Source organism: Arthrobacter castelli DSM 16402 (assembly GCF_000430705.1).
GTDB lineage: Bacteria > Actinomycetota > Actinomycetes > Actinomycetales > Micrococcaceae > Arthrobacter_C > Arthrobacter_C castelli.
In genome coordinates this window covers 18005-42223 of the sequence record NZ_AUMN01000028.1, presented here as the reverse complement: position 1 = coordinate 42223, position 24219 = coordinate 18005, and the positions used below count along the sequence as shown (strand labels likewise).

The following is a 24219-nucleotide window of genomic DNA, read 5'->3' as shown; positions in this document are numbered from 1 at the left end:
CGGGAGGGTGTACCAATGCTGAATGAATTGTCCGTGGTGGCTGTGGCGGCGCTGGGGCTGTTATCCGTGGCTGCCGGGGTCGCGGTGTTCGTGGTGGATTCCATGGCCCGGGCCACATTCGCACTGCTGGTGTCGTTCCTTGCCGTGGCCGGGATGTTGCTGGCCCTGGAGCTGACCTACCTCGGCGTAGTGACCGCATTGATGATGACCATCGAGATGCTGATCATGGTGGTTTTCATGATTATGTTCATGATGAATCCAGCCGGTTTGATGCCGATGACCATGGTCCATAACGGCCGCGCTTCGGCAGCCGCCGGTATCACCGTTTTCGCCGTGCTGACGGTGGGAATTTGGACCATTGACTGGCCTTCACGTACAGGCAGTCTGCCGGCCGACAGCACCCGGCAATTAGGCGGGGCGATCATGGGCAGCCACATGTTGGTGATGCTGGTCATCGGCATCGGCCTGTTCGCCACTATTATTTCCGGCACTGTCCTGGCCACCCATCGTGGACGCTACGATCGTTTCGGCGCTGACCTGAGGAATGCCAGACCAAAGGACCCGACCGGCGGGGGTCTCAAATGAGTGAGACGGTGATTCTGCAGCTGATCCTCACTGTTGCCGCGGCGCTGATCGGAGTCGGTCTTTTTGGCGCGTTGTCCCAGCAGTCGATCGTGATGGTGATGATGGGCCTGGAACTCATCGTCAACGGCGTGATACTCGCCGCCGGCGCTGCCTGGTTTTTCCTGTCTCCGGAGTTGCCCGATGCGCAAATGCTGGTCGTCGTTGCCCTGGTGGTGATGGCGGTGGAGATGGCGATGGGTTTCGCGGCCACGCTGGCGATTTACCGTGCACGTCAGGTCGATATGGTCGATGATGCCTCGGAGCTGAGCGGATGAATCCGGGGTCGTTAACAACCGCTGGTCTGGCCGCGCTGGTGTTTGTCCCCGCGGGATTGGGGACCCTGTTGCTGCTGGCCGGCCGGCGCGCTGATCGCGCCGCTGGCCCGGTTGCCTTGATTGCGTCCGTACTCGTCGTGGCCCTGGCCGTGTTGACTGCCGCGACCGGCCCTGACCTGTCCATGCCGTTTATCGGCATGGTGGAAGGCGGCGACTTCGCGGTGGCAGTGGACGGCCTCTCGGCTGTGCTCATCATCACGGTGGCACTGGTCGCCGCCATGGTGGTGCTTTTCGCGGTGGTCGACCTGCCCAGGCACGCACCACGGGCCCGGTTCTTCGGGTACCTGCTGCTGTTCACCGCCGCGATGCTCGTCACCGTTACGGCCACCACCGTGCCGGCTCTTTTGGTGGCGTGGGAAGTCATGGGCGCCACCTCCTACACGCTGATCGGATACTGGTGGAATGTCCCGGGCAAGATGGCAGCCGGTACCAAAGCCTTCGTGACCACCCGCGCCGGTGACATCGGCCTGTATGTGGCCGCGGGGGCCGCACTGGCGGGTACCGGCACACTGGCAATGGACGACTTGGCCGCGGCGGACGGGGGCTGGAAACACGTGGCCGCCGCCGGAATCCTCCTTGCCGCCCTGGGTAAATCTGCGCAGCTTCCCTTCTCCGCCTGGCTCTCGGCGGCGATGGAAGGACCGAGTCCGGTCAGCGCCCTGCTGCATTCGGCGACGATGGTCGCCGCCGGCGTTTACCTGTTGCTGCGGACCCAACCCTTGCTCGAGTCCACCGGGTGGTCCGCTGAGACCGCGGCGTGGGTCGGGGCAGTCACCGCCCTGGTGCTCGGTGCCGTCGCGGCGGCCCAGAAAGACCTCAAGCAACTACTGGCAGCCAGCACCGGCGCGCAGATCGGATTCGTGGTCCTCGCCGCCGGTGTCGGCACCACCGCGGGCGGAACCGCCCAGCTCGTGGCCCACGCCGGGGTAAAGGCGGGCCTGTTCATCGCAGCCGGGGCGTGGCTGAGTGCTCTGGGCACCAAACAACTTACCGGTCTTCGGGGTGCCGCCCGTCGTTATCGGGGCATCGGAGCCGCCGGGGTCATCGCCACGGTGGCGCTGGCCGGAGTCCCGCCCCTGTCTCTATGGGTCACCAAGGACGAGGTTCTTGCCGGGGTCGAGGGCGCGCCTCTACACATCGTATCTCTCGCCGCAGCCGGTCTCGCGGCCGTTTACGCCGGAAAGATCCTGATCATCATCCTCGCCCGTCCCGAAACCGCCGTCGGGTTGGACGCCGAAGAACCCGGCACACGCACAGTGCCGCGCCCCGCCGCTGCTGCGGCTGCAGTCCTGGCCGTTGCCACCATCGTTCTCGGCGCCCTTGCCCTTCACCCGGTCGCCGAAGCGGCCAAGGTTGTGCTCGATGCCGAAGGCCAACCATCGCCGGGATGGGCCGGATTCCTCATCTCCGGCCTGTTGGCCGTGTCAGTGCTCGTGGGAACGATTGCGTTGCGGTCGCGGCTGGGTGGACTGGAGCGCACGCCCTTGGCCCGTTGGGCCGGACTGGGACATCTTCTCTCTGCGAGTCCCTGGCTGGCTGCCGGCCGCGCGGTGACCGTCATCGATGAGCGGGTGATCGACCGTGGTGTCCTGGCATTTGCGGCCACCGTTCGGCGCGGCGCGGTGGTGATCGGCCAGGCCGATCACCGGGTCATCGACGGGGCTGTGCGAACTATTGGATCCGCAACCCGGCGGGCCGGGGCCGCGATGCGGCGTCCACAGACCGGGCTGGTGCACCAGTATTACCTGCAGGCCGCCATCGGGTTCGGTGCCCTGTTTCTCCTACTGATCGTCGTGAGGTAACCATGCTGCTCTCTGTCGTCATCTTCCTGCCCGTGGTTGCCGCCGGGATGCTGCTCGCCTTCCCTGCCTTGTCCAATCGGGCCGCCTCCTGGCTCTGGGTGATCGTTGCCGCCATCGACCTGGCCCTGATCGTGGGCATGTGGGCCGGATTCGCCTCCAATAGTGCCGCGGCACCGTCGGGAATCGTGGACGGTATCGCTTATGAGGTGAAGATCCGCTGGATCCCCACCGTGGATGCCTCCTACCATGTGGGCGTCGACGGCCTGTCGTTGCCCCTGATCGCGGTCACGGCCGTACTGTTTCTGGCCGCTGCCATCTGGTCCCTGCGGGAACAGAAACGTCCCCGCAGCTATGCAGCGCTGTTCCTCTTCCTGCAGACTGCTTCGATCGGTACGTTCGCCGCATTGGACCTGATCCTGTTCTTCGTCTTCTTCGATCTGTCGATCGTGGGCATGTACTTTGTCATCGCCGGGTGGGGACACGGGAACCGGCGCCGCAGTGCACTCAAGTTCTTCATCTACACGTTCGTTGGCTCCCTGGCCCTGCTGGTGGGATTCATCGGCCTCTTCCTGGGCAGCGAGAACCGCACCTTCGACATGGTGGCTCTGGCGGCCAACCCGCCGCTGATCGATTCGCCGCTTGCCGCCGGCCTGGTCCTGCTGGCCATATGCATTGGCCTGGCGGTGAAGACGCCGTTGTTCCCGTTCCACACCTGGCTGCCCGATGCCCACACCGACGCGCCGGCCGCTGGTTCGGCCATCCTCGCCGGGGTGCTGCTGAAATTGGGAACCTACGGTTTTGTCCGCATTGCGATGCCAATGCTGCCCGACGCCTGGCAACGCTGGGCCATGATCATCGTCATCGCCGGCGTGGTCAGCGTGCTCTGGGGTGCCTTCACCGCCCTGGCCCAAACAGATGTCAAACGGATGATCGCCTACACCTCCGTGAACCACATGGGCTACATTCTGCTCGGTCTCGGAGCGGCCGGCCTCGTGGCCCAGGCCGACGAACAAGCCAGAGCAATCGCCGTCACCGGTGCCATGGTGCAAATGGTCAGCCACGCCCTGCTCACCGGAAGCCTGTTTCTCCTCACCGGTGTGCTGTTCTCCCGCGGCGGCACCTACGCCTTCGACCGATGGGGCGGGCTGGCGCGCCCCGCACCAATCTTCGCTGCCGCCCTCGGGGTGGCCGCGTTCGGTTCGCTCGGTCTGCCCGGCCTGTCCGCGTTCATTGCAGAATTCCAGATCTTCACCGGTTCGCTGCAGGCTGCGCCGGTGGCCACTGTCATCGCGGTCACCGGTATCGTCATCACCGCCGGCTTGTTCCTCGTGGCGCTGCAACGGTTGCTCTCCGGCAAGACCCAAGTCCCCAACCCGGCAGAGGAACCCGCCAACCGTGCAACCAATGGTCGGCACGCTGGTGTAGTGAGTCCGGCCGAGCCGACCGAGACCGGACAACAGCCGGCACGCAGGGACAGAAACGTGACCACGGCGGTGGACGATGACACCGTCTCACAGGCCACGTTTAAAGACCTCCACGGGCGGGAGTTGGTGGCGACCGTCCCGCTGCTGGTGCTCTCCATCATGATTGGGCTGTTCCCCAGACCGTTGCTGGACGTCATCGAACCAGCTGCGGCAGCGCTGAGCTCTCTGGCGGGCCGATGACGGGTATGGAAGCAATGTCGGCCAACCCCTTGGACCTGCTGCCGGAAATCCTGCTTCTCTTCGGAGCCGTGGCGGGACTGTTGCTGGGCCTATGGACACCACGAGGCCGGCAAGCCAGAGTCCGTACCGTGATCGTGGTGGCGGCCTTGGGCAGCGCCCTCGCCGCCGCTATCGACCTGGCCCAGCCGGACAAAGCAGTCTTTGACGACAGCTGGATGATCGACACCACCACCGGTGTCGTCCGCATCACCGTCGCCCTCGCCACCGCCACGGCCGTGCTCCTGGCCTCATCCTGGCTTTCCGGACATCCGCGTGAAACAGAAGCCTACGTGCTGATGATGCTCGCAGCGCTGGGCGCCATCGCCCTGGCCGCCAGCAATGACCTGCTGATGCTGGCAGCGTCCTACTTGCTGGCCAGCATCCCGCTGTATGCCCTTGCCGGCTTCGCCAAGGACAGCAGGGGAGTGGAGGCGACCCTGAAGTATTACCTCATGGGCGCCTTGGTCGGAGTACTCATGCTGGTGGGCATCGCAGCACTGATGCTGGCAGCCGGCACCGGCAACTACCGTGAACTCGCCGCGGCACTGCCGCAAGCGCCAACACCGCTCGTGGCCCTCGGAATTATCGGTGTACTGGCAGGCATGGCATTCAAAGCAGGAGCCGTGCCGGTACACTTCTGGGTCCCCGACGTCACAGCGGGAACCACCCCCGTCATGGCGGCGTTCATCACCACCATTCCCAAACTCGGAGCCGTGGCTGCCGCGTTCCGGCTGGTGGCCGAACCCTTCGCCCAGGTCTCCCTTGACGTTCCGCTGTTGGTCGCCGTCATCGCCGCGGCCAGCATGACCCTGGGTAACCTGGCCGCCTTCCAACAAACCGAAGTGCTGCGGTTGCTGGCCTACTCCACAGTCAGCCAGGTCGGCTACATGTTCATGGTCGTCGCTGTCGCCGGGCACAGCGTTTACACCGTTCCCGCACTGAGCATCTACCTGGCCGCATATGCCGTCACGAATCTGGGGGCCTTTGCCGCGGCATCTGCCTTGCCCAAAGCAGGGCAGATCGAACAGTGGGCCAACGGTGTGCGATGGCGTCCGTGGCTGGTGCTCAGCCTGACTGTGGTCCTGCTGGGACTGGTGGGAACACCACCGACGGCAGTTTTTGTCGGCAAACTGGCCATCTTCACGGCCACCGCCGACGGGAACCTCATCTGGTTATTCGTCCTGGCCGCCGTCAATACCATCGCCAGCCTCTTCTACTACCTTAGGTGGATCGCCCCCGCAGCACGCGCCGCGTTCGCCGGTTCCGACCGCCAGGCGGGCACAGATTCAACCAGTGTGCCGGTGCTGGCAGCACCTGCGGTGACCGTCCACGCAACAGCAATAGCCTCCGTGCTGCTCGGAATCGGCGCCGGCCTCTGGCTGGCGGTCATCGCATAGTGGGCAGTGGCTGAAGGGCGGCTCTCATTTGGAGGATGCGGTCTGCACCAACTCCAGTCACGCGTTGAAATGGGCAAACGTCGTCCGCCCTGCTTGTCCGTATGGTTGCAGCAACGCCGGCAAGGAGGTTTACTGACCTGTTAGTATGATGTCCATGTCTGACGATTCGGGGTTGATGACGCCGGCCGGTGAGAGGTTGCTGCGGGTGGCTGCCGAGGTGTTCTACAGGGAGGGCATTGCGGCAACCGGGGTGGATACCATCGCTGCTCGGGCCGGGGTGTCAAAACCTACGCTGTATGCACAGTTCGGATCGAAGCGTGCCTTGGTGGCCAAGGTGCTGGAACGGCGGCACGATGCCCAGCGAAGCTCCTGGGAAGTTTACCTGACCCAGGTCGACGGGGACGCGGAGACGCGGTTGCTATCGGTATTCGATTGGCTTGCGAGTTGGCTCGCCGAGTCGGGCATACGGGGATGCGGATTCCTCAACGCCGCGGCTGAAATCCCCGATCCGGCCGATCCGGCTCGGGCAGTGATCACCAACCATAAGCGCTGGATGCGGAACCGGCTCACGGACCTTGCACGCGAAGCCGGCGTCGCGGAGCCAGCCGAGTTCGGCGAGGCGTTGCTATTATTGATCGACGGCGTCAGCGCCCGGGTAAGCGTCGAGGGTGACTTGGGCGCAGCTGCTGGAGCCAAGCGGGCCGCAGCCACCCTGGTCACAGCATCCCAGTATCGGAACGAACAGTGTCATGGCTGAGCCCGCCGGATCATCGACCGGGACAAGCGCAATGCGGTTGACGCTGGGGCTGGCATTCGGCCCGGCCGTTGCCCTCGGACTGACCAGATTCGCCTACAGCCTGCTGCTGCCGGCGATGCGGACCGACCTGGGGTGGAGTTTCGGGCAGGCCGGGACGATGAACACCGCCAACGCACTCGGCTATTTAGCCGGTGCCATCGTCGCAGCACCCCTGACCCAGCGACTCGGCAGCCGGCGCAGCTTCGCCGCCGGCATGGCCCTGGCCGCGGCCGCCCTGCTGGGCGCCGCATTCACCGACAGCTTTAGGCTGCAACTGCTGCTACGCTTGGCGGCCGGTATTGGTTCAGCAGTTACCTTCATCGCCGGCACCGGCCTGGTTGCTAAACTCGCCCAACACACTCAAACCCGCGCGGGAACCCTGCTCAATGCCTACACCGCCGGTGCCGGCGCCGGCATCATCGTCACCGGCCTGCTGGTGCCTCCGCTGCTCGAGGCCACCGGACCCAACGGCTGGCGCTGGGCGTGGGTCAGCATGGCTGCGCTGGCCGCAGCAAGTCTAATCGCCGCTCTGCCGGCGCTGCTACGCACCACCGAACCAGACCCGCCAGCACCAGCCAACAAGAAGCGTGACCCCCGACGTATCAAGCCACTATTACTACCCGGACTCGGCTACTTCCTGTTCGGAGGTGGCTACATCGCCTACATCACCTTCGTCATAGCCGATCTGAAAGCCGCAGGCTTTACCCCCGGACAGGTCACCGCCTTCTGGACCCTGCTCGGGATCGCCGTGGTGGCCGGCGTACCCCTGTGGGGCCGGCTCCTCGAGCGGCTGCGCTCCGGCCACACCCTCGCTCTGATGAGCACCGTCCTCGTTCTCGGCGCATTGCTGCCCCTGCTCACCGGCGAACTCGCCGCTGGGCTAATCTCCGCCGTGATCTTCGGCAGCTCTTTCCTTGCCGTGCCCGCCGGCATGGCCCATCTCGCCCGCCGCCGACTTCCGGCGACATCATGGAATTCAGGAATTGCCGTACTGACCATCACATTCGCCTTCGGACAAAGCGTGGGCCCCGTCTTGGCCGGCATCCTCGCCGACAAATCCGACAGCGCCAACCTTGGGCTCGTCCTCGCCACCGTCACGCTCACCGCCGCCGCCACGGTCTACCTAACAAGCGAAACCAGGCCCAAAAGCGGGGTCGCACCGAAACAATCGACATCAGCATAGCGACCGAGCCTTACGAAACTGCCGGGCCGAACAATTATGCATTGGGAAGACCCTCGAATGGAGCGGCCGTCGGGCGGGCATTGGACAAATAAGCAAATGGGCTGCTGTAGGAAAATGACACGAAACGCGGAATTTCTGTTCAGGGACTGATACTAAAGCAGCAGGTCACAGGCCCGCCCTGATGACAGGTCGGATGGAATCCTACATGTAGGTTTCGCGTTTTCGTGATCTTTTCCGCGTTTCATGATCCCGGCGTGGTCTTTTCCGGATTTCGTGATCCAACGGAGCATACTTGGTTGCATGGGTCAGACTGCTGGTCTGGATGTCTGTAGGATCCGCATTTTCGTGATCTTTTCCGCGTTTCGTGATCCCGGTGCGATCTTTTCCGGATTTCGTGATCCAAGGAACATACGGGGCAGCGTGAAGTGGACTGTATAAGTATGCATCCTGTTGAGTGGGCACCCACTGGCTAATCCAAGTTCGTTCTGTGATCGGCAAAGCTGGTTTGGCACGGCAATATCGACACGATCGACACTTCTGGGCGACGTAGCACGTGTTTCACATAGGGCCCGTCACCGGACAGACCACCGGACGGGGTAACTGGGACGCGACACTTCAATGATGCTGGTCAGGGAGGGGTGTGACCGGTGGAGGTTCCTCTTACGGGATGCGGAGAGTGCAGAGCTGGGTGAGGGCTCACTGATTGCATGATCGATGCCTTGGACTCGTTCGGCTGCAGCAAAGCGCGGTTGCGATTCGGCTACCGGTCACGACGGGTTCATGCAGCGGGAGCTACTGGCGGAATATGACCTTGATGGGGTCGGTGCGGGTCATTGCAGCATGAAAAACTTGTCGCTACTTGGTCAGAGAACCGTGCGGTTAAGCATCCATGTCCTCTTTGGTGTGCGAAGATCACCGACTTCGTTGAGCGGGTCGGCTTAGCGTGCGAGTCTTTGGAGCCAGGTGATGAGAAGCTGTGTTTCTGCGGGCCCGAGGAGTCCGGGATTGGCGGCTGCGAGTTCGATGACGGCACCGGGGGCGCCGCTTTCTGCAGCGGGGGAGGTTCCCGTGATTGCGGCGATGGAACCTTCGCGAACCGCGTTGGACAGTGGCCGGTCTTCTTCGGCGAGGATGATTTGGCGCATGGTGACGCCGATGTTGGTGACCAGAATGTGTGCCGCGGCCTGCTCATATGGCACGGCGAGCCTGCCCTGTTCGGCTGCCTGCCGGGTGAGGCTTCGCAGGATGGCGCTGGGCCGCTCCTGTGCTTCCGGTGAGTATCCGGGTCGGATTTTGCCGTACATGAGGGTGTAGAAGCCCGGATTTTCCAAACCAAAGGTGACGTGGGCATCCCACCCGTACCGGATGTCCTGGATCGGGTCTCCGGTGGACTCATGGGATTGCTTCTCGGCCAGGTACATGTCGAAACCGCGCTCGACGACGGCATCGATCAGCCCCTGCTTGGATCCGAAAAAGTGGTACAGCGTCGGCATTTTCACCCCGACCGCTTCGCAGACTGCTCGCAGGGAGAAGTCGTCTCCGGGGGCGGCGGCGATCAGATCCGCTGCCGCATCGAGCAGTCGGGTGCGTGTATCTACTTCCGCGATGTCTGTCATACTGCTACAGTACAACGTGTACCCATGACATAGAGATACATAACGCTGATACGACAGGAGATGTGATGACGGAACACACCCTCAAGGGCAAGAACGTTCTGATTGCAGGTGGCGCGAAGAACCTCGGCGGGTTGGTGGCCCGGCAGGCTGCACAAGCCGGGGCGAATGTGGCCATCCACTTCAATTCCGATGAGACCCGGGCGGAAGCGCAAGAGACCCTCGCGGCAGCGAAGGCTGCAGGCGTGCAGGGCACTCTTCTTCAAGGGGACCTGACCGTTCCGGAAAACGTGGCGAAGCTTTTCGACGATGCCGAGGCCGCAATCGGACCGGTGGACGTCGCCGTCAACACGGTCGGCAAGGTCCTGCGCAAGCCCATCATCGAGACCACCGAAGACGAGTACGACTCGATGTTCGATATTAATTCGAAGGCAGCCTATTTCTTCATCAAGGAGGCAGGTAAACACGTCGCCGACGGCGGCAAGATCATTACCCTCGTGACATCCCTGCAGGCCGCATTCACCGATGGCTACTCCACCTACGCCGGTGGTAAATCGCCGGTGGAACACTTCACCCGCGCTGCCGCGAAGGAATTCGCCGAGCGGGGCATCTCGGTGACCGCACTCGCGCCCGGACCGATGGACACACCGTTCTTCTACCCGCAGGAAACCCCGGAACGGGTGGAGTTCCACAAGTCCCAGGCCATGGGCAACCAACTGACCCAGATCGAGGACATCGCCCCGATCGTGCGGTTCCTGGCCACTGAGGGATGGTGGATCACCGGGCAGACCATCTTCGCCAACGGCGGCTACACCACCCGGTAATCCCGGAGAAACCCGGAGAATCCGCGAGAAGGAGACTATGACAATGAGTATCGATATCCCCGAACCGGTGGCAGCCTTCATCGACCTCGTCAACCGGCACGATCGCGAGGGATTCCTCAACGCGTTCACCGAGACCGGCTTCGTCGATGATTGGGGCCGCGTCTTCACCGGACGCGACGCCATCGACGACTGGAGCCAGAAGGAATTCATCGGAGCCTCCGGAGTCCTCACGCCTGAGCAAACCTCCCGCCAGGGCGAGGAGGTGACCGTCATCGGTGACTGGCGCAGCACCTATGCCAACGGCCGCAGCACCTTCACGTTCCGCATCGCCGGTGACAAGCTGGAATCGATGACCATCCGCGAAGGCTAGCTGTACCTAGGCGACATTCGTCTGTGGGGCGGTGACACAGCCGTGCGCGCCGCCGCACAGGCCAATGCCGCCGAACAGAACCGGACCTGCCGCCGTCACCCTCTACTCTCTGCGCAGAAAGGCTCCCAGTGACTGATTCCAGTCGAGATCGATTCGGTTTGATTCATATGCGCCCACGCGATGACGCCGAACCGAACCGCTCTGCCAGCGGGTTGGAACTGTTCTTCGACCTCGTGTTCGTCGTGGCCATCGCGACGGCGGCCACGCACCTGCATCATGCCGAGTCCGGACAGCACATCTGGGCAGGAATCGGCTCCTACCTGATGGTGTTCTTCGCCATCTGGTGGGCGTGGATGAACTTCACCTGGTTCGCCACCGCCTTTGACACCGACGACTGGCTGTACCGCATGCTCACGATCCTGCAGATGGGCGGCGTTCTGGTGGTCGCGGCCGGGGCCGGCCCCGCCATGGCCGAGGGCCAATTCCTGCTGATCATCATCGGCTACGTCATCATGCGTCTGGTCATGGTCATCCAGTGGCTGCGCGCCTCGCGTAATCATGCCCGCCTGCGCCGGACCACCCTCACATACGCGGGCGGCATCGCCATCATGCAGTGTCTGTGGGTGGCTTGGCTCTTCCTGCCCGAGGAGATCGCGCTTGTGGCCTTCCTTGCGCTCGTTGCCGGTGAGCTGGCCGTGCCGATTGTCGCCGAGCGCCGCCGCACCACGCCGTGGCACCCACACCATATCGCCGAGCGCTACAGCCTGTTCATAGTTATCCTCCTCGGCGAATCCGTACTGGCCTCGACCAACGCCTTCGTTGAGGCGGCCCAACACAGCCAGCACCTGACCCAATTGATCATGCTCGCCGGGATCGGGCTGATAATGGCGGCCGGCATGTGGTGGATCTACTTCTCCAAAGACAACCACGACCAATTCGGCAGCATCGGCAACGCCCTGACCTTCGGATACGGACACTACATCGTCTTCGCCGCCGCCGGCGCGTTCTCCGCAGGAATCGGGGTGGCCGTAGATCAGAACACGAACGCGACGGACCTGGCGGGCACCATCGCGGCAGCGACCCTGACCGTGCCGGTCTCCATCTACATCCTCGGAGTCTGGTGGCTCACCCTCCGCCCGAACCTGCCTCAGGTAAAGAACATCGTCGTGCCAGGGCTGGGAGTGCTGCTCGGCACCGCAGCCCTCCTACCGGCGGGCCTGCCCGTCGCCGCTGTGCTGATGATCGGAATCGTCGTCACACTCGAAATCCCCGAACATACGACCGAAGAAGAGACCAAGGCGCTTTCTTCATTGCCCTGACTATTAGCGCGACTTTCGCATCCAAGTGTGTCAATTGAGGATCGGCTTGCGTGGCACCTCTTTCACGGCTTCGACGCGTCGTTTTCTTGTGCTGCAGCGGGTTGGATATCAGGTGAGTCCTGATTTGGCAGAGCCGTGCGCCTCATTTGGCCCAGAATGGTCTGGGCTTGTTCATCGATTACTTGGCGCACGGCGCTGAGGGCCGGGCGGTCGATGGAGTCTATACGTTCGACGCGCATGAGGCGGCGTCGTGGAACGTCGTCGCTGAGAGTGACGGTTTCCACGCCGTGGGGTAAAGGCGAGCGCCCGAGCCGGGGGACGATGCTGAGGCCGAGGCCGTGGGCGGTGAGATCGACCTGCGATTCGTGCTCGTTGACCAAGCCTGCCATTTCATAGGGGATACGAGCAGCTTCGAGGGATTGCTTGAGCCACCTTGCGTATATATAGGTGGTATCGGTGATCCACCGCTCCGCAGGTAAGTCGGCCACTGTGATCGTCTCACGCTGCGTCGCGGGATGACCGCTGGGAACGATGAGGTCGACGTCATCGGTCCCGAGCACGGTCGTCGATAGGGCAGCAGGAATAGTGAGAGAAACTCGTTTCCACTCATGAATCACGGCGATGTCCACCTTGCCGTTCACGGCTTTCTCAACACCCTCCTCGGGATAGGTCTCGCGTACCACCAATGAGATCTTCGGGTAACGGGCGGCGATTTCGGCCACTATCGGCCCAATCAGTCCGCGACACGCGCTCGGGAAGGCTCCCACCGTGACCTGGCCGGTGGGAGTTCCTTGCAGTTCCTCCAGGCGCGCCCGAGCCCGCGCATCTACAACTTCCATGTCAGTCGCTGCCTGTGCCAATACCTTGGCTGCTTCTGTAGGTCGGAGGTACCGGCCACGCCGGACCAGGAGCTCGGCTCCGACCTGGCGATGGAGTTTGGCGAGCTGTTGCGAGACTGCTGAAGGTGTGAGACTCAAGTGGTCTGCGGCCGCCGTGATCGTCTTGAGGTCCACGACTGCTCTGAGGGATCGTAGTAGCTCTCGATCAAACATGAAGTACAGCTTACAGATACCCATACGAACCTTTTGCTGGTCGTGAAGGGACGTCTGTTGCGAGCATGAAGACATGTCTCAACACACCGGCCGTATCCAGGGCCCACATACCGCAGTGTTCCTCCTGACCGTGGGCATGATCATGTCGGGCACTATCGGCTACTTCGTGGTCGAGTCCGGTGCTCCACCGGCGGTGGTTGTGTTCTGGCGCTGTGTGATCGGTGCCACGGGCCTGTTCGCTGTGATTGCCGTCCGTGCGAATACACGAAGCGAACTGCGGCAGGCGGTGACTTCCCGGGTCGGGCTGTCCGTCGCCGCGAGCGGCGCCTTCCTGGTCCTGAACTGGATCCTTATATTCAATGCTTATGACTACCTGTCGATCGGTGTTGCCACCGTTATCTTCCACGTCGAACCTTTTATCCTGATCGCGTTGGGTGCCCTGTTCCTTCAGGAACGTTTGAGCCGCCGCACCCTTGGATGGGCCGGGCTGGGCTTTGTCGGGATTGTGCTCGTGGCTAAGCCCTGGACCGCTGGCGGGGAGAACATGGGCAATCTTCTGCTCGGAGTCGTCCTCACGCTTGTTGCAGCAACCTTGTACGCGGCCTCGATCGTCGTCGTCCGGCGGCAGCAAGCGTTGGCGCACGGGGCTCCAGGTCCATTGGTGATCATCACGATCCAACTTATCGCCGGGGCCGTCATCACCTCACCGTCGCTGGCGCTGTTCCCTCGTCAGATCACGGGGGCGGGTTGGGCTCACTTGTTCGTGCTCGGTCTGGTCAATACGGCATTGATGTATCTCATCATTTACGCTGCCTACCCACGTTTGGGTACCGCCACCATTGGCGTTCTGGCTTTCGTCTACCCGGCTGCTGCAGTTGTGGTCGATCTCATCGCCTACGGAACGATCGTCACCATTTCCCAACTGATGGGGTTTGCCGCGATTGCAGGCGCTGGCATTGGTCAAGTTGTCACCGCACAGCGCGCTAACTCACCACAAGAAACGGCCAGCCGTTCTACACCACTGGTAATCGAGAGAAGGGAAACACGATGACTCTCCTTATTGCCGTCGAGGTAACGATCACATTGTGCTCCTACATCGGTCCGATGTCGTCGCCGGCATGAAACCGTGTGCCCATCTGCTACCGGTGCCAGGCACGGTGAACGGTAGCGAATCGATTGATCGAGTGGCATCCGTCAAACCCCGAACTATAGTTGGAGTTGGTTGCGCGTGCGCCCCTGGCACTGTGCCGGACGCAATCCTCCTGTACGAGCGTTTTACCCAAAAAGGGGGATCGCTCGTGGTCACCATCTTCGCTATTGCCGCTGCCAGTTGGGCTCTGCTGATGGCACTGGCGCCACTGTTGCAAACCCGACGGATGCTGCAACGCCAATCATCGGCTGACGTGTCGGTGGCATATCTGCTGATCCTGTTGCCAGGCTTTGCCCTGTGGGTCGCGTACGGGGTGGCCTCCGGGAACGTTGCGCTCGTCATCCCGAACGTTGTCGCTTTCATAGTCGCCTTGAGTACCGTGATGTGTGCACTGCGCCTCCGGCAGCGTAACGCGCCACGGGACTCTCAATGAAGTACCGTTGCGCGGGGGATGGCTCATCCGCCCGCCCATGCTGGATGATGGGAAGGGTGAGTATGGATTCGGGAGCGGGTGTGGACTGGGCGTCGATCCGTCCTGGGCAATGGGTTAGGTTTCGTCATGCGGCGAATCGTCCGCCCATTACCGGGATGGTGGATGCCTGCATGGAGGACGGCTCGGTGATATGGATACAGATGAGCGATGGAACCGGCCGCTGCCTGATCCACAGTGATGATGGATACCATCCTGAAAGGCTGGGATAGCACTTTCCAGGGTTATGCTCCTGTGGATCACGAAATAGGGACAGGCCACACCGGGGTCACGAGAATGCGTAGCCTACATTCTCGATTGCTTGAGGCCGGAGTAGTTGTCACCAATACCTGCATCACCGCTGCTCTTTCTGCGCGACGCTCTGTCTGTTCGATGATGAGTGGAGCGTCCCCAGGACTGCCACCGCCACGAGTGCGCACATGGCGGGGACATGGCCAGGTGACCAGCTCAGTGTGAATGCCGACTCGCTGAACCAGACAACGGCGGGCACCATGGTCAGCAGCAGGGCTGCGGGAAGCGGCGGACATATAGTGATGCCCCACTGGAGCAGGAGGATCGGCAATCCGATGCACAGAACGCCAATCGCTGCCGTGCTCATCAGGTCCTGGGGATCGCTGCCCAGGATGGTGGGGATGGCCAGCATTGCGGTCAGTGCCCAGGTCAGGTGAAAGCGGCTGACTGCGATCTGCAACGCGCTGAAGCCGCGTTGGGTCAAGTGTCTCGACGTCAGCAGGACACCGGCGGCGCCTGCGCCGGCTACCACGGCCAGAGCGATGCCAGCGCTGGTGGGACCAGGCTCGGCTGTCGTCCCGGAGATGGTCAGGGTGACGATGATAGCCGCGATGGTGAGGATCAGGATTGGCTGGATGAATTGCCGGCGCGGTGCACCTGAGAGGAGGGCGACGAGCAGAGGGGCGATGCTGAACTCAGTCACACTGGCTGCCGTCGGCGGCACGAGGGTTGCGGCGACGTAGAACGTGCCGAATGCGCCCACGGTGACGAGATTGAGGAGCAGGACCTCACGCCACGACATCTTCGGGGCCGTCGACTTGTCCCCTATTCCACGCGTGGTGAGCCGGGCAGCCGCGGAGATCAGGGCGGCAGTAGCGAACGCCGCGAATGTCACGACAGTCGACTCCGATGGGCCTACGGTGAGGCCGACGACAGCGGTGCCGACGCCCTGCCAAATGACTGCGGTAAGGACAATAAGCACTCCGGCACTGGTGCGTGTCACTTGTACAGCGAGAAGTGTCCGGTGAGCGGGTCGAGGTCGTCGACGGATCCGAAGAGACCGACGCCCAGGTAGTTCAGATCCGACCCGATGGTGCGGGCTATCGTTTCCTGCTGCTGCTCGCCGGTGCCGACCGTCATGGCATCGGTGAAATCCACCGCGATGACCGATCGTGCGGCGGCCTCCTCGCGCAGGCGGCGCAACCAGGCCGGGCGGCCGGCAAGAATGATCGCGCCGAGGGTGGAGATCGGCTCGTGTTTGTTCCCATCGGCGTCCGGGAAGTCGGCGAAACTCATCCGGCTCAGCCAATCCCCACCGCGATCCGACGCGGCGGCGACGATTCCGAGGCAGAGATGGGCGGTGACATTGGCCGCGCGCCCCGGTTCGATCCCCTTGGGCAGCGCGACGATGAACTTGTCAGTCATGGACCTCTCCAATCTGGGATCAGTGGTGTATCAGTGGTTCTGCCTCGCCCGGTATGCGGCTTGCGAGGCCCGGTTGGTGCAGCTGCTGGAGCAGAAAACCCGCGATCGATTGCGCGTCAGATCGAGCACGACCCCTTCGCAGCCGGCAGCCGCGCACGGCTTCAGCCGGGACATCTCGTCGGCACGGACCAGATCGATCATCGCGATCGCGGACTCGACGAGGATCCTTTGTGCCAGGGGCTCATCTCCCCGGACGCCATGGACGTGCCAGTCGACATCGCCGTGACGGACCAGCTGCGGAACCGCCTGAGCTTCGGCCAGCCACTCGTTGATCAACTCGACCGCATCGTCACGATCACTGCGCAGCAGCATGAGCAGCCGGGCCCGCGTGGCCCTCACCTCGGCGAGTTCTGCGCCGGTGCGGTTGTGTCGACCGGTGTAGTCCCAAGTGCGGAAGAAGCCCTCGAGCTCCCCGACCGTCGTGAGGGTGTCCGGCGGGGTCATCGTGTTGACGAGTGCGACCGCCGTCCGCATCGCACTCTCTGTGTCATGTGCAAAGACCATGTTGGCACGTTACATGACTTTCCCCGATGTAACGAATCATAGTTCCCTTTGCTCGTTACGCGACCCGGGCGCGAAGCGCGATACCCCGTCTGGCAAGACTGATTTCAGGTGGATATGCAGTGTCCACAATGAAAACGGGTGCACGCCGGGCCCCGCATAAGAACCCTTCTCCCGGAAGGTGAACGTGTCGTCTCAGCCCTTAGCTGCGTACTTAGTGGAGCGCAATGACAAGGTCCCGCTCGTGTTCCTGGCGCGGGCCGAAAATGCGGCGGTCGCCCTCACCGATCGGTAGATCATTGATGCTCGCTTCACGGCGCGTCATCAGTCCCTGCTGTGAGAACTCCCAGAGTTCGTTTCCGTAGCTGCGCCACCATTGGCCGGTTGAATCGTGGCATTCGTATTGGAAGCGCACGGCGATTCGGTTGCCGTGATAGGTCCAGAGACTCTTTCGCAGGGCATAGTTGAGTTCGCGCTCCCATTTTGCGGCGAGGAATTCAACGATCTGCTCCCGGCCGGTGACAAACTGGTCGCGGTTACGCCAGACCGAATCAGATGTGTAGGCCAGTGCCACACGGTGCGGGTCGCGGGTATTCCACGCGTCCTCGGCGGCTTGAACTTTTTGGGCCGCGGTCTCCGGCGTGAATGGCGGGAATGGTGCACGGTGTTCTGACATGATCTCTTCTTCCACTCGCATTGAGAACGTGCGTTCTCTTATTGTTTTGTTCTAAACTAGAGAACGCGCATTCTCGATGTCAAGGAGACCCGTTGCCTGCTTTGATCAGTGATGAACAGACCGAGCGCGACCGGCAGTCGCTGCTCGACGCTGCAGAGGTCCTGCTGTATGCCAAAGGCATCCAGGCGGTCGGGATGGATGAAATCAGGGCGGAGGCCGGCCTTGCCTTGAAGCGGATCTATGCCCTGTATGCCTCGAAGGAGGAACTGGTTGTTGGGATGCTGCGGCGGCGGGACATTCGGTGGCGGGCTGATCTGGCCGAATATGTCGAAAGGGCAACAGATCCGCGCCAGAGAGTCCTGGCGGTGTTCGACTGGCTCCATCAGTGGTTCTGCCAGCCAGGCTTCCGCGGGTGCGCCTGGGTTAATGCGCATGGCGAATTGGGGGCGTCATCGGAAGCGATTGCCACCGAGGTGAGCGCGCATAAGGCAGCGTTCCATGATCAGATCGCAGCGTGGGTGGCAGCAACTAATCCGTCGGCATGCGAAGGTGTACACCTCCTGGCCGAAGGAGCCATCGTTTCAGCCGGGATCACTAACGACCCTGATGTCGCGCTCCGGGCCCGAAGCGCCGCTGAGGCACTGCTCGCGGCCGCAGGCCACCCGGCAGGTATGACCCAGGCGTAGTGATCACTAATACAAGCGGATGCGGTCCCGACGGTTTCCAAGTCCGCCGCACCGCCGGCTCGGCTGTCGAGACAGGGGTGAGACGCGTCAGTGGATGGGGATGACTGGTCCCGATCCGGGGCGTGATTGGCCATAACCGCCGGTGCGTGCAGGTTCCGCCTGTGTCGTGTCGGTAGGGTTCGATCAGTCCGTGTCACCGGCAAAATCAAGAATCCTTGCCGGACAGTTCCCCGGATTTCGGGCAACGCCCTTCCGGGCTATTGGGGGAAGGGTGGCCTGCCAGCTTTGGAAGAGCGGCTACGCTTTTCCGTTCAGGATTTTACCGGCTCAGCCACCTGGGGGTGTGTGGCCGCGGTTGCGCTGATGATGCCGAGGGTCAGTACTGCGGCGATGCCGGCAGCGCCGGTGGGGAATCCCAGCCCTTGGGCGGCTACGGCGGTGGGGGCGGCCAGACTCGCTCCGACGAAGAGGGTGAATCCGTATAGGGCTGTGGCTGAGCCGCGTTGGGCCGGCTGGCTGGTGGCCCCAATTGTTTCGACCAGTGCCGGGGCGGTGGCCACCACGCCGGCAGTCATCGCGGCGAGGGCGATCGCCAGGGTGTAGGGGCCGGTGGCGAATGCCGCGGTGGCGATGGCGGCCGCGGTGACGGCCAGGGCGGTGATCAGCCGGCGGCGGGCCGGTACGCGGGCGAGGGCCGGTGCCAGCAGCGGGATCAGCAGGCAGGCAGGGAGTGTGGCTATCCGCACTGCCTGCATGGTGGCCGGGTGGTCTGCGGTGCCCGGACCGGTCAACTGAGCCAGGGTGCTCACGCCGACGAAGGCCCACATCACGGTGATGGTCGTCAGGTACAGGCCGCTGAGCCGTGCCGAGCGCAGCAACCGGGGCAGCCGGACCAGCTGGGTGCCCACTGATGCTGATTTCTTCCGGCGGATATCCGGGCGCAACACCCGCAGATGCAGGCCCGCCAACACCAGCAGTACCAGGGCGCTGACCTGGAACCAGGTCCTCCAGTCACCGACGGCGGCAAGGGCCTGCGCGGACAAAGGAGCGACGACGGCGGCGGCGAGGAACGAGCTGATCACGGTCGTCAGCGCCGTCGTGCGGTGGCGTTCATCGATGCGTTCGGTCAGATAGGCCAGGGCCACCGGCGGGAAGAACGCCGCGGCGAAACCCTGCAGGGCGCGGGTTGCCAGCAGAGCGGGGAAGGTCGGAGCCAGCGAGACAATCAAGCTGGCTGTGGCGGCTGCGGCCAGGCCACAGACGGCGACGCGCCTGCGCCCGAGGACGTCGGAGACCGGCCCGGCGATGAGCATGCCGGCGGCATAGGCGAAGCCGAAGACCGAGGAAGTCCACGCGGCCGCATCAACGGAGACGCCGAAGGCGGCGCTGAGCTCGTTCAGCAACGGCAACGTGGCGTACAACTGCCCGACGACCAGCAGTGACGCCGCGCTCAGCGCCGCCACGGTACGGATTGTCGGCACGGATGACGGTGCCGGATCGTGGTGAAGTGCGGAAGTTGGTGATGTGGTCATGATTAAGAGCCAACCATCTGGTTGGTTGCTCTGTCAACCAACCAGATGGTTTACAGTGGAGTTATGCAAAGCATTGCCGAACGGACCAAACATAAACTGCTCGCCGCGGCGCGGGCAGAGTTCGCCGAGCATGGGCTGGCCGGTGCCAGGGTGGACCGGGTTGCTGCTGCGGCGGGGATCAACAAGCAGCGTATTTATGGCTATTTTGACAGCAAGGACGGATTGTTTGACGCCGTGCTGGCCGAAACGATGATCGAGGCCGCCGCCGATAAGCCGCTGCAGGCCGGAGACAGTCCCGCCGGCTACGCGGACCGGACGTTCGACTTCCACCGCAACGATCCGGACCTGCTGCGGCTGCTGATGTGGGAGGCACTGAGCAGGCCGGTCGAGGCGGCCCTGTCCGATTCCGGACGCCAACAGCACTACGACCGCAAAATCGCCGCGTTCACTGACGCCGGTCTGAACGATGATGAGGCCAGATACACGCTGCTCGTCGTGCTGGCCCTGACCAGCTATACGGCCGCCCTGCCCCAGATTGCTGCGCTGGTCCTTGGCCATGACTACTCCGACGATGAGCTGAAGTCCAGGATCGTCGACACCGTCGGCCGGCTGACAAACCTCTGACGGGACCACTATTGCCCCCGGCAACAGTAATGGAGTACAGCTTTGGTTGATGGTCAGTGGCCCGTGACGGCCTGCTCGAGGGCGTAGCTGTCCTCGTACATGTGGTAGCGGGTGATGAGTCCGTTTTCGATGGTCAGGTGCAGCGCGAACTGGCCTTCGAACGGGCGGCCGTTGGATCGGACGGTGTAGGCGAACCGGCCCAAGGCGACCGCATCGGATCCGTGCACGAACAGCTGTGAGACCTCGAACGATCGGGGCTGCAGGTGCTCACCGAGCAGGTCGAAGAACTCGCTGACTTCGGCCCGTGTTGATCGGCGGCCGGTCCAGGGCACCGTCTGCGCTCCGGGCACGTAATGATCGACCGATTCGGCGAACATGGCGCTGACCGGTTCGCCGTTTGCGAGGCTGTCGAAGAAGCCTTGGACCGTCCGGCCGGTGGAATCCGCTGTCTCGGGGTTGCCGGTGGCCGGGGGCGCGGTGACGGGAAGCAGCTCATGGTCGGCGAAGACGCGTTTGGCGGTAAAGGTGGCGTTGAGCGCCTTGGGGAATCCGCAATAGACCGCGGCGTGGGTGATCGCTTCGACGATCTCGGCCGCACTCAGACCGACGTTGAGGGAGGCGTTGATGTGTACTTCGAGTTGAGACTCGCACCCATCGAGGGCGGTGAGGATGCCGAGGGTGACGAGCTGGCGTTGAGGCGCCGTGAGGCCGGGGCGGGCGTAGACGTCGCCGAAACCGTAGGCGACGACGTGGTGGGCCAGGGCCGGGGCGACGTCGGCGAGGGCGTCCACGACATGTTGCCCGGCCGTGCCGTCAACGGTGGCGAGGACTTCGGCACCCCGGTCGTAGCGTGCCTGCTCCACCTCGGTGTCGAGGTCTGGCTGGTCGCCGGAGTGGGTGGTGTTCATGGTGGGGGCTCCGTTCCGGCCTGCGCTTTGAGCAGGCTCTGGTAGTGGGCGATCTTGCTGTCCAGGCCTTGCAGATGGTCCTGCAAAGCGGCAATATGCTTCTCGACGTCGTCGCGGTGACCGGCCAGCAGGTCGAGCCGGGCGGCCACGGTGGAGCCGCCGGTCCTGCGCAGTTGGGTGAACCGATGCATGTCGGCGATCGACATGCCGGTTTCCCGCAGGCGGAGTAGAAAGGCCAGCCAGTCCATGTCGCCGGCCGCATAGCGGCGGCGACCACCGGTGCCGCGGTCAATGGCCTCGATGAGGCCGGCTTTTTCGTAGTAGCGCAGCGTGTCCTTTGACAAACCGGTGCGCTCGGCGACCTCGGCAATCGACAACCCCCGGCCAGCATCTGCTCCACCGTGGTCGGAATGCTCAGTCGGTGACGGCCTCATGCCAACAACGCTATAAGTTGGAGTGCACTCCAAGTCAAAGACCAGATACGCCCTGGTTGTGGATTCGCGCTCTGAACCAGCCGGGCGTCCGTCTGGCCTGGAGGCGCGGTGTCGTCAGGCGAGCATGTAACCGCATAATGCCACGGAACGGATTATGGGAACGTGGTCTCAGAGGTTAGCTGGGGTTTGTTGGTTGGTTCTGCTACGTCGAAACGTCGATGACTTCCCCGGCCGAGTTCTTCGCGTGCCAGTTCAGCGAGTAGTACAGCGTTTGATGCACATTTCGATTCCGCTGGATTGTCGTAGAGGACTCGGATGTGGTGCTCGGAGAGGAACCTGCCGCCCAGCGGATTGTTGTTTCGGCCGGTCCACCAGCGTTGCTTTACCCGGGCTAAGGCCACTTCTAGAGGTGCTTCCACGTCGACCACATCGAGATCTTCGTATCCGGCGCGGTTGAGTTCGTCTATATAGTTTTCGACCAGTGGCTTCCATGAGAGGGTTCCGTCAATGACGACGTTCTCACCTGCATTAAGGGCCAGGGCACGAACGACGTCGGTGACTTGGGTGGAGTATTGATGGATGTGTGGAGCCAGCTCTCTCAGGTTTAAGGCCCTTCCATCAGGCAGCGTATATGCGTATCGGTAATCGAGTAAGGCGGCGTGGTCTGCTTCTGCCAGCAACAGGTCCTTGGCAATGTCGGGGTCGATCCTGCGGTAGCCCTGCAATTGGAAAGTGGCCAGGGCTTCGGTTTTGCCGGCCCCGGGTGGTCCGGCGCTGACGACGACAGCTTTTCCGTCTGCAGTCACGTCTGTCTGCTGGGTCATGTATGCCTTGGCTAGTTCAGCTATGCGTGCTGAATCGAAGAATTCACCTAATGCTGTTGGCGCCTCGGCCAGCGCATTTCCGGGCTCATAGAGCGTGGTTAAGGCAGCGTAGGTTTTGTCTCTGTCACCGGCCAATGGCCGCCCTGACTTTGTTGAATTCGTCTTTGGTGAGTAAGTCCTGGGCGTAGGCGGCGACGACTTGATCCCATGTCCCAGGGGTGCGCCCTTCATGGGGATACGGGGCGGACTCCCCAAAGGTGTAGGGGAAGGCTTTGAGTATTTCGACGAGTTCGCGACGATCGGTGTCGTAGGCAAAGACGCGCAGAATGAGCTCTTCTGGATCCTGCTCCAGATTCCCACTACGGCGCTCAATGGTCTTGAGCATCCGGTGTACCTTGGCTTGACTGGTGGCCAGAAGCTCGGCGATGTCGCGTTGATTGAGGCCACGGTCACTTGCATTCTTTGCGGCGCGCAGATCATCGATTCGATCTACACGCTGGCGGGCCTGCCGTTGTAGAGCGCCGCGATGGATAGTTCCAAGTTCGTGATCCATGGTGATCATCGTTGTCACTCCTTCCTTCATCTCACCCCCAGCTTACCCCTTTGATTCACAATGAATCAACAGGTAGTGGCCCTTGGGACATCTGAATGCGTGCGGCTAACGGTGATGGCTGGAGGTGCTTCGATGAAAGGGCTGGGTGTAGGAATATGTCACGAAACGCGGAATTTCGGTGTGGAGAGGGAAAATAAAGCTGCAGGTCAGCGGCCTGCAGCGATGACAAGTGAATCAGGATCCTACAGTAAGTTGTAGGATTCCGGTTTTCGTGTCGTTAGACCGGGACTATCTCAGTACCGGTGTATCCGGCCCAACACGCCAGGCGGTGAGCTTGGCGGAAGGGAGCCGGAATGATGGCGACACTGGATGCTGTGAACAGCACCCGGTCCACCAGTCCCGGTTGGTGTAGCCGTTGCCTTGGGGGCGATGGCATTAGGGCCTGGTGGTCGGAGCGGCGATGTCCTCCATGTGATCTCCGAATGCGATCAGGCCGTTGGCGTCCCAGGTCAGAGTGCCGGACTCAATGTCGTTGATCAGCGACTCGGTCCAGTGCATCTCATGTTGGATGGCCCTCAGGCGGTATTCGTCTTCAATGATGAGGATTCTCGGCAGGTCGCTGGAAGCGTCGAGAGTTGCTCGAAGTTCCTGGATTTGGTGTTCATAGTAGCCGCACCTGCTTCGCAGCAGGCGGACGGCTTCAGCCGGTGCGGTGAATCCCAGCATCGAGAGCGCGGCAGGGAAGGTTGGATACTCGCCAGCTGGCTGCGCGAGCATCTGCTTGAGGTGTTCGGTGAACCGGTGACGGCCGTCTGCGTTGATCGTGTACACGGTTCGTTGTGGATATCCGGCAACCTGCTGTACTTCCTGGACCTCGATGAGCCCGTCGCGCTGCAAACGGTTGATTGTCTGCTGCACGCTGTTGCGCTGGGCGGCGTTGACCACCTGGTCTTTGCCGCGATCCTTGATGAGCTGGTGAATACGGTAGCTGTGCAATGGTCGTTCGGCCAGCAGGGAGAGCACGATGACGGCCAGTCCGGACAATCCCTTGCGTCTCGAAGTCTCCACCATACAAAGAGTTTATCCTACAACCATAACTAGACATAA

General features: G+C 62.5%; 26 protein-coding genes. 14 read left to right on the top strand and 12 right to left on the bottom strand.

What is annotated here, in order from left to right:
* Positions 1–15: 15 nt before the first annotated feature.
* From H535_RS0119475 to H535_RS0119445, 7 genes are all read left to right on the top strand, one after another.
* Positions 16–585, top strand: coding sequence for an NADH-quinone oxidoreductase subunit J (locus tag H535_RS0119475; RefSeq protein ID WP_026820858.1), 570 nt, complete (start codon positions 16–18; stop codon positions 583–585).
* Entirely contained in the window at positions 582–899 is a 318-nt protein-coding gene (locus tag H535_RS0119470) for an NADH-quinone oxidoreductase subunit NuoK (protein ID WP_245580390.1), read from the top strand. Before H535_RS0119475 ends, H535_RS0119470 begins: the two co-directional genes overlap by 4 nt.
* Positions 896–2761, top strand: coding sequence for an NADH-quinone oxidoreductase subunit 5 family protein (locus H535_RS0119465; RefSeq protein ID WP_026820856.1), 1866 nt, complete (start codon positions 896–898; stop codon positions 2759–2761). The genes H535_RS0119470 and H535_RS0119465 overlap by 4 nt, the downstream gene beginning before the upstream one ends.
* Positions 2762–2763: 2 nt before the next feature.
* Positions 2764–4425: a complex I subunit 4 family protein gene (locus tag H535_RS0119460; protein ID WP_211236638.1), complete on the top strand. Its 1662-nt coding sequence runs from the start codon at positions 2764–2766 to the stop codon at positions 4423–4425.
* Positions 4426–4439: 14 nt separating this feature from the next.
* Entirely contained in the window at positions 4440–5861 is a 1422-nt protein-coding gene (locus H535_RS0119455; RefSeq protein WP_245580389.1) for an NADH-quinone oxidoreductase subunit N, read from the top strand.
* 154 nt (positions 5862–6015) lie between these two features.
* Positions 6016–6618: a TetR/AcrR family transcriptional regulator gene (locus tag H535_RS0119450; protein WP_026820853.1), complete on the top strand. Its 603-nt coding sequence runs from the start codon at positions 6016–6018 to the stop codon at positions 6616–6618.
* On the top strand, positions 6611–7840 hold the full coding sequence (locus tag H535_RS0119445; protein ID WP_026820852.1) for a YbfB/YjiJ family MFS transporter: 1230 nt from the start codon (positions 6611–6613) through the stop codon (positions 7838–7840). Before H535_RS0119450 ends, H535_RS0119445 begins: the two co-directional genes overlap by 8 nt.
* Positions 7841–8778: 938 nt before the next feature.
* Here the strand turns inward: H535_RS0119445 and H535_RS0119440 are convergent.
* Positions 8779–9456, bottom strand: a complete 678-nt coding sequence (locus H535_RS0119440; RefSeq protein ID WP_026820851.1) for a TetR/AcrR family transcriptional regulator — start codon at positions 9454–9456, stop codon at positions 8779–8781.
* A gap of 65 nt (positions 9457–9521) precedes the next feature.
* Here H535_RS0119440 and H535_RS0119435 point away from each other — a divergent pair, with 65 nt between their 5' ends.
* From H535_RS0119435 to H535_RS0119425, 3 genes are all read left to right on the top strand, one after another.
* On the top strand, positions 9522–10277 hold the full coding sequence (locus H535_RS0119435; protein WP_026820850.1) for an SDR family oxidoreductase: 756 nt from the start codon (positions 9522–9524) through the stop codon (positions 10275–10277).
* A 43-nt stretch (positions 10278–10320) separates the two neighbouring features.
* The gene (locus H535_RS0119430; protein ID WP_026820849.1) at positions 10321–10647 is read left to right on the top strand and encodes a nuclear transport factor 2 family protein; all 327 of its coding nucleotides are present in this window, start codon (positions 10321–10323) and stop codon (positions 10645–10647) included.
* Positions 10648–10814: 167 nt separating this feature from the next.
* The gene (locus H535_RS0119425) at positions 10815–11966 is read left to right on the top strand and encodes a low temperature requirement protein A (RefSeq protein ID WP_026820848.1); all 1152 of its coding nucleotides are present in this window, start codon (positions 10815–10817) and stop codon (positions 11964–11966) included.
* Between the two features lie 62 nt (positions 11967–12028).
* On the opposite strand, the gene H535_RS26815 is transcribed toward H535_RS0119425, so the two are convergent.
* Positions 12029–13018, bottom strand: coding sequence for a LysR family transcriptional regulator (locus H535_RS26815; protein ID WP_281171279.1), 990 nt, complete (start codon positions 13016–13018; stop codon positions 12029–12031).
* Between the two features lie 115 nt (positions 13019–13133).
* Here H535_RS26815 and H535_RS26810 point away from each other — a divergent pair, with 115 nt between their 5' ends.
* Positions 13134–14069: a DMT family transporter gene (locus H535_RS26810; RefSeq protein WP_162144913.1), complete on the top strand. Its 936-nt coding sequence runs from the start codon at positions 13134–13136 to the stop codon at positions 14067–14069.
* A gap of 247 nt (positions 14070–14316) precedes the next feature.
* Positions 14317–14601: a SemiSWEET family transporter gene (locus tag H535_RS30130; RefSeq protein ID WP_035770258.1), complete on the top strand. Its 285-nt coding sequence runs from the start codon at positions 14317–14319 to the stop codon at positions 14599–14601.
* Between the two features lie 391 nt (positions 14602–14992).
* Here H535_RS30130 and H535_RS0119405 read toward each other — a convergent pair whose 3' ends face one another.
* From H535_RS0119405 to H535_RS0119390, 4 genes are all read right to left on the bottom strand, one after another.
* Positions 14993–15892: a hypothetical protein gene (locus tag H535_RS0119405; protein ID WP_026820846.1), complete on the bottom strand. Its 900-nt coding sequence runs from the start codon at positions 15890–15892 to the stop codon at positions 14993–14995.
* Positions 15889–16314, bottom strand: coding sequence for a DUF2000 domain-containing protein (locus tag H535_RS0119400; RefSeq protein ID WP_035770235.1), 426 nt, complete (start codon positions 16312–16314; stop codon positions 15889–15891). The genes H535_RS0119405 and H535_RS0119400 overlap by 4 nt, the downstream gene beginning before the upstream one ends.
* 30 nt (positions 16315–16344) lie before the next feature.
* Positions 16345–16878, bottom strand: a complete 534-nt coding sequence (locus H535_RS0119395; protein ID WP_026820844.1) for a CGNR zinc finger domain-containing protein — start codon at positions 16876–16878, stop codon at positions 16345–16347.
* A 211-nt stretch (positions 16879–17089) separates the two neighbouring features.
* Entirely contained in the window at positions 17090–17566 is a 477-nt protein-coding gene (locus H535_RS0119390) for a nuclear transport factor 2 family protein (protein WP_425387302.1), read from the bottom strand.
* Positions 17567–17643: 77 nt separating this feature from the next.
* On the opposite strand from H535_RS0119390, the gene H535_RS26805 reads away from it, so the two are divergent.
* The gene (locus tag H535_RS26805; RefSeq protein ID WP_051299569.1) at positions 17644–18237 is read left to right on the top strand and encodes a TetR/AcrR family transcriptional regulator; all 594 of its coding nucleotides are present in this window, start codon (positions 17644–17646) and stop codon (positions 18235–18237) included.
* A 311-nt stretch (positions 18238–18548) separates the two neighbouring features.
* Here H535_RS26805 and H535_RS26800 read toward each other — a convergent pair whose 3' ends face one another.
* Complete coding sequence (locus H535_RS26800; protein ID WP_051299568.1) at positions 18549–19769, bottom strand: MFS transporter; 1221 nt, start codon at positions 19767–19769, stop codon at positions 18549–18551.
* 63 nt (positions 19770–19832) lie between these two features.
* Between H535_RS26800 and H535_RS0119375 the strand changes: the two genes are divergently transcribed.
* Entirely contained in the window at positions 19833–20393 is a 561-nt protein-coding gene (locus H535_RS0119375; protein WP_026820842.1) for a TetR/AcrR family transcriptional regulator, read from the top strand.
* Positions 20394–20446: 53 nt separating this feature from the next.
* On the opposite strand, the gene H535_RS28680 is transcribed toward H535_RS0119375, so the two are convergent.
* The 5 genes from H535_RS28680 to H535_RS26775 form a co-directional block, all read right to left on the bottom strand.
* The gene (locus H535_RS28680; RefSeq protein WP_081416828.1) at positions 20447–21301 is read right to left on the bottom strand and encodes a carboxymuconolactone decarboxylase family protein; all 855 of its coding nucleotides are present in this window, start codon (positions 21299–21301) and stop codon (positions 20447–20449) included.
* Positions 21298–21678 (bottom strand): MerR family transcriptional regulator, encoded by a 381-nt coding sequence (locus H535_RS26790; RefSeq protein WP_035770233.1) that lies wholly within the window; start codon positions 21676–21678, stop codon positions 21298–21300. The genes H535_RS28680 and H535_RS26790 overlap by 4 nt, the downstream gene beginning before the upstream one ends.
* A gap of 209 nt (positions 21679–21887) precedes the next feature.
* Positions 21888–22694: a zeta toxin family protein gene (locus tag H535_RS28040; protein WP_051299566.1), complete on the bottom strand. Its 807-nt coding sequence runs from the start codon at positions 22692–22694 to the stop codon at positions 21888–21890.
* Entirely contained in the window at positions 22684–23121 is a 438-nt protein-coding gene (locus tag H535_RS29425; protein WP_035770232.1) for a helix-turn-helix domain-containing protein, read from the bottom strand. The genes H535_RS28040 and H535_RS29425 overlap by 11 nt, the downstream gene beginning before the upstream one ends.
* Before the next feature lie 426 nt (positions 23122–23547).
* Complete coding sequence (locus H535_RS26775; protein WP_035770230.1) at positions 23548–24183, bottom strand: PadR family transcriptional regulator; 636 nt, start codon at positions 24181–24183, stop codon at positions 23548–23550.
* Between the last annotated feature and the right edge of the window lie 36 nt (positions 24184–24219).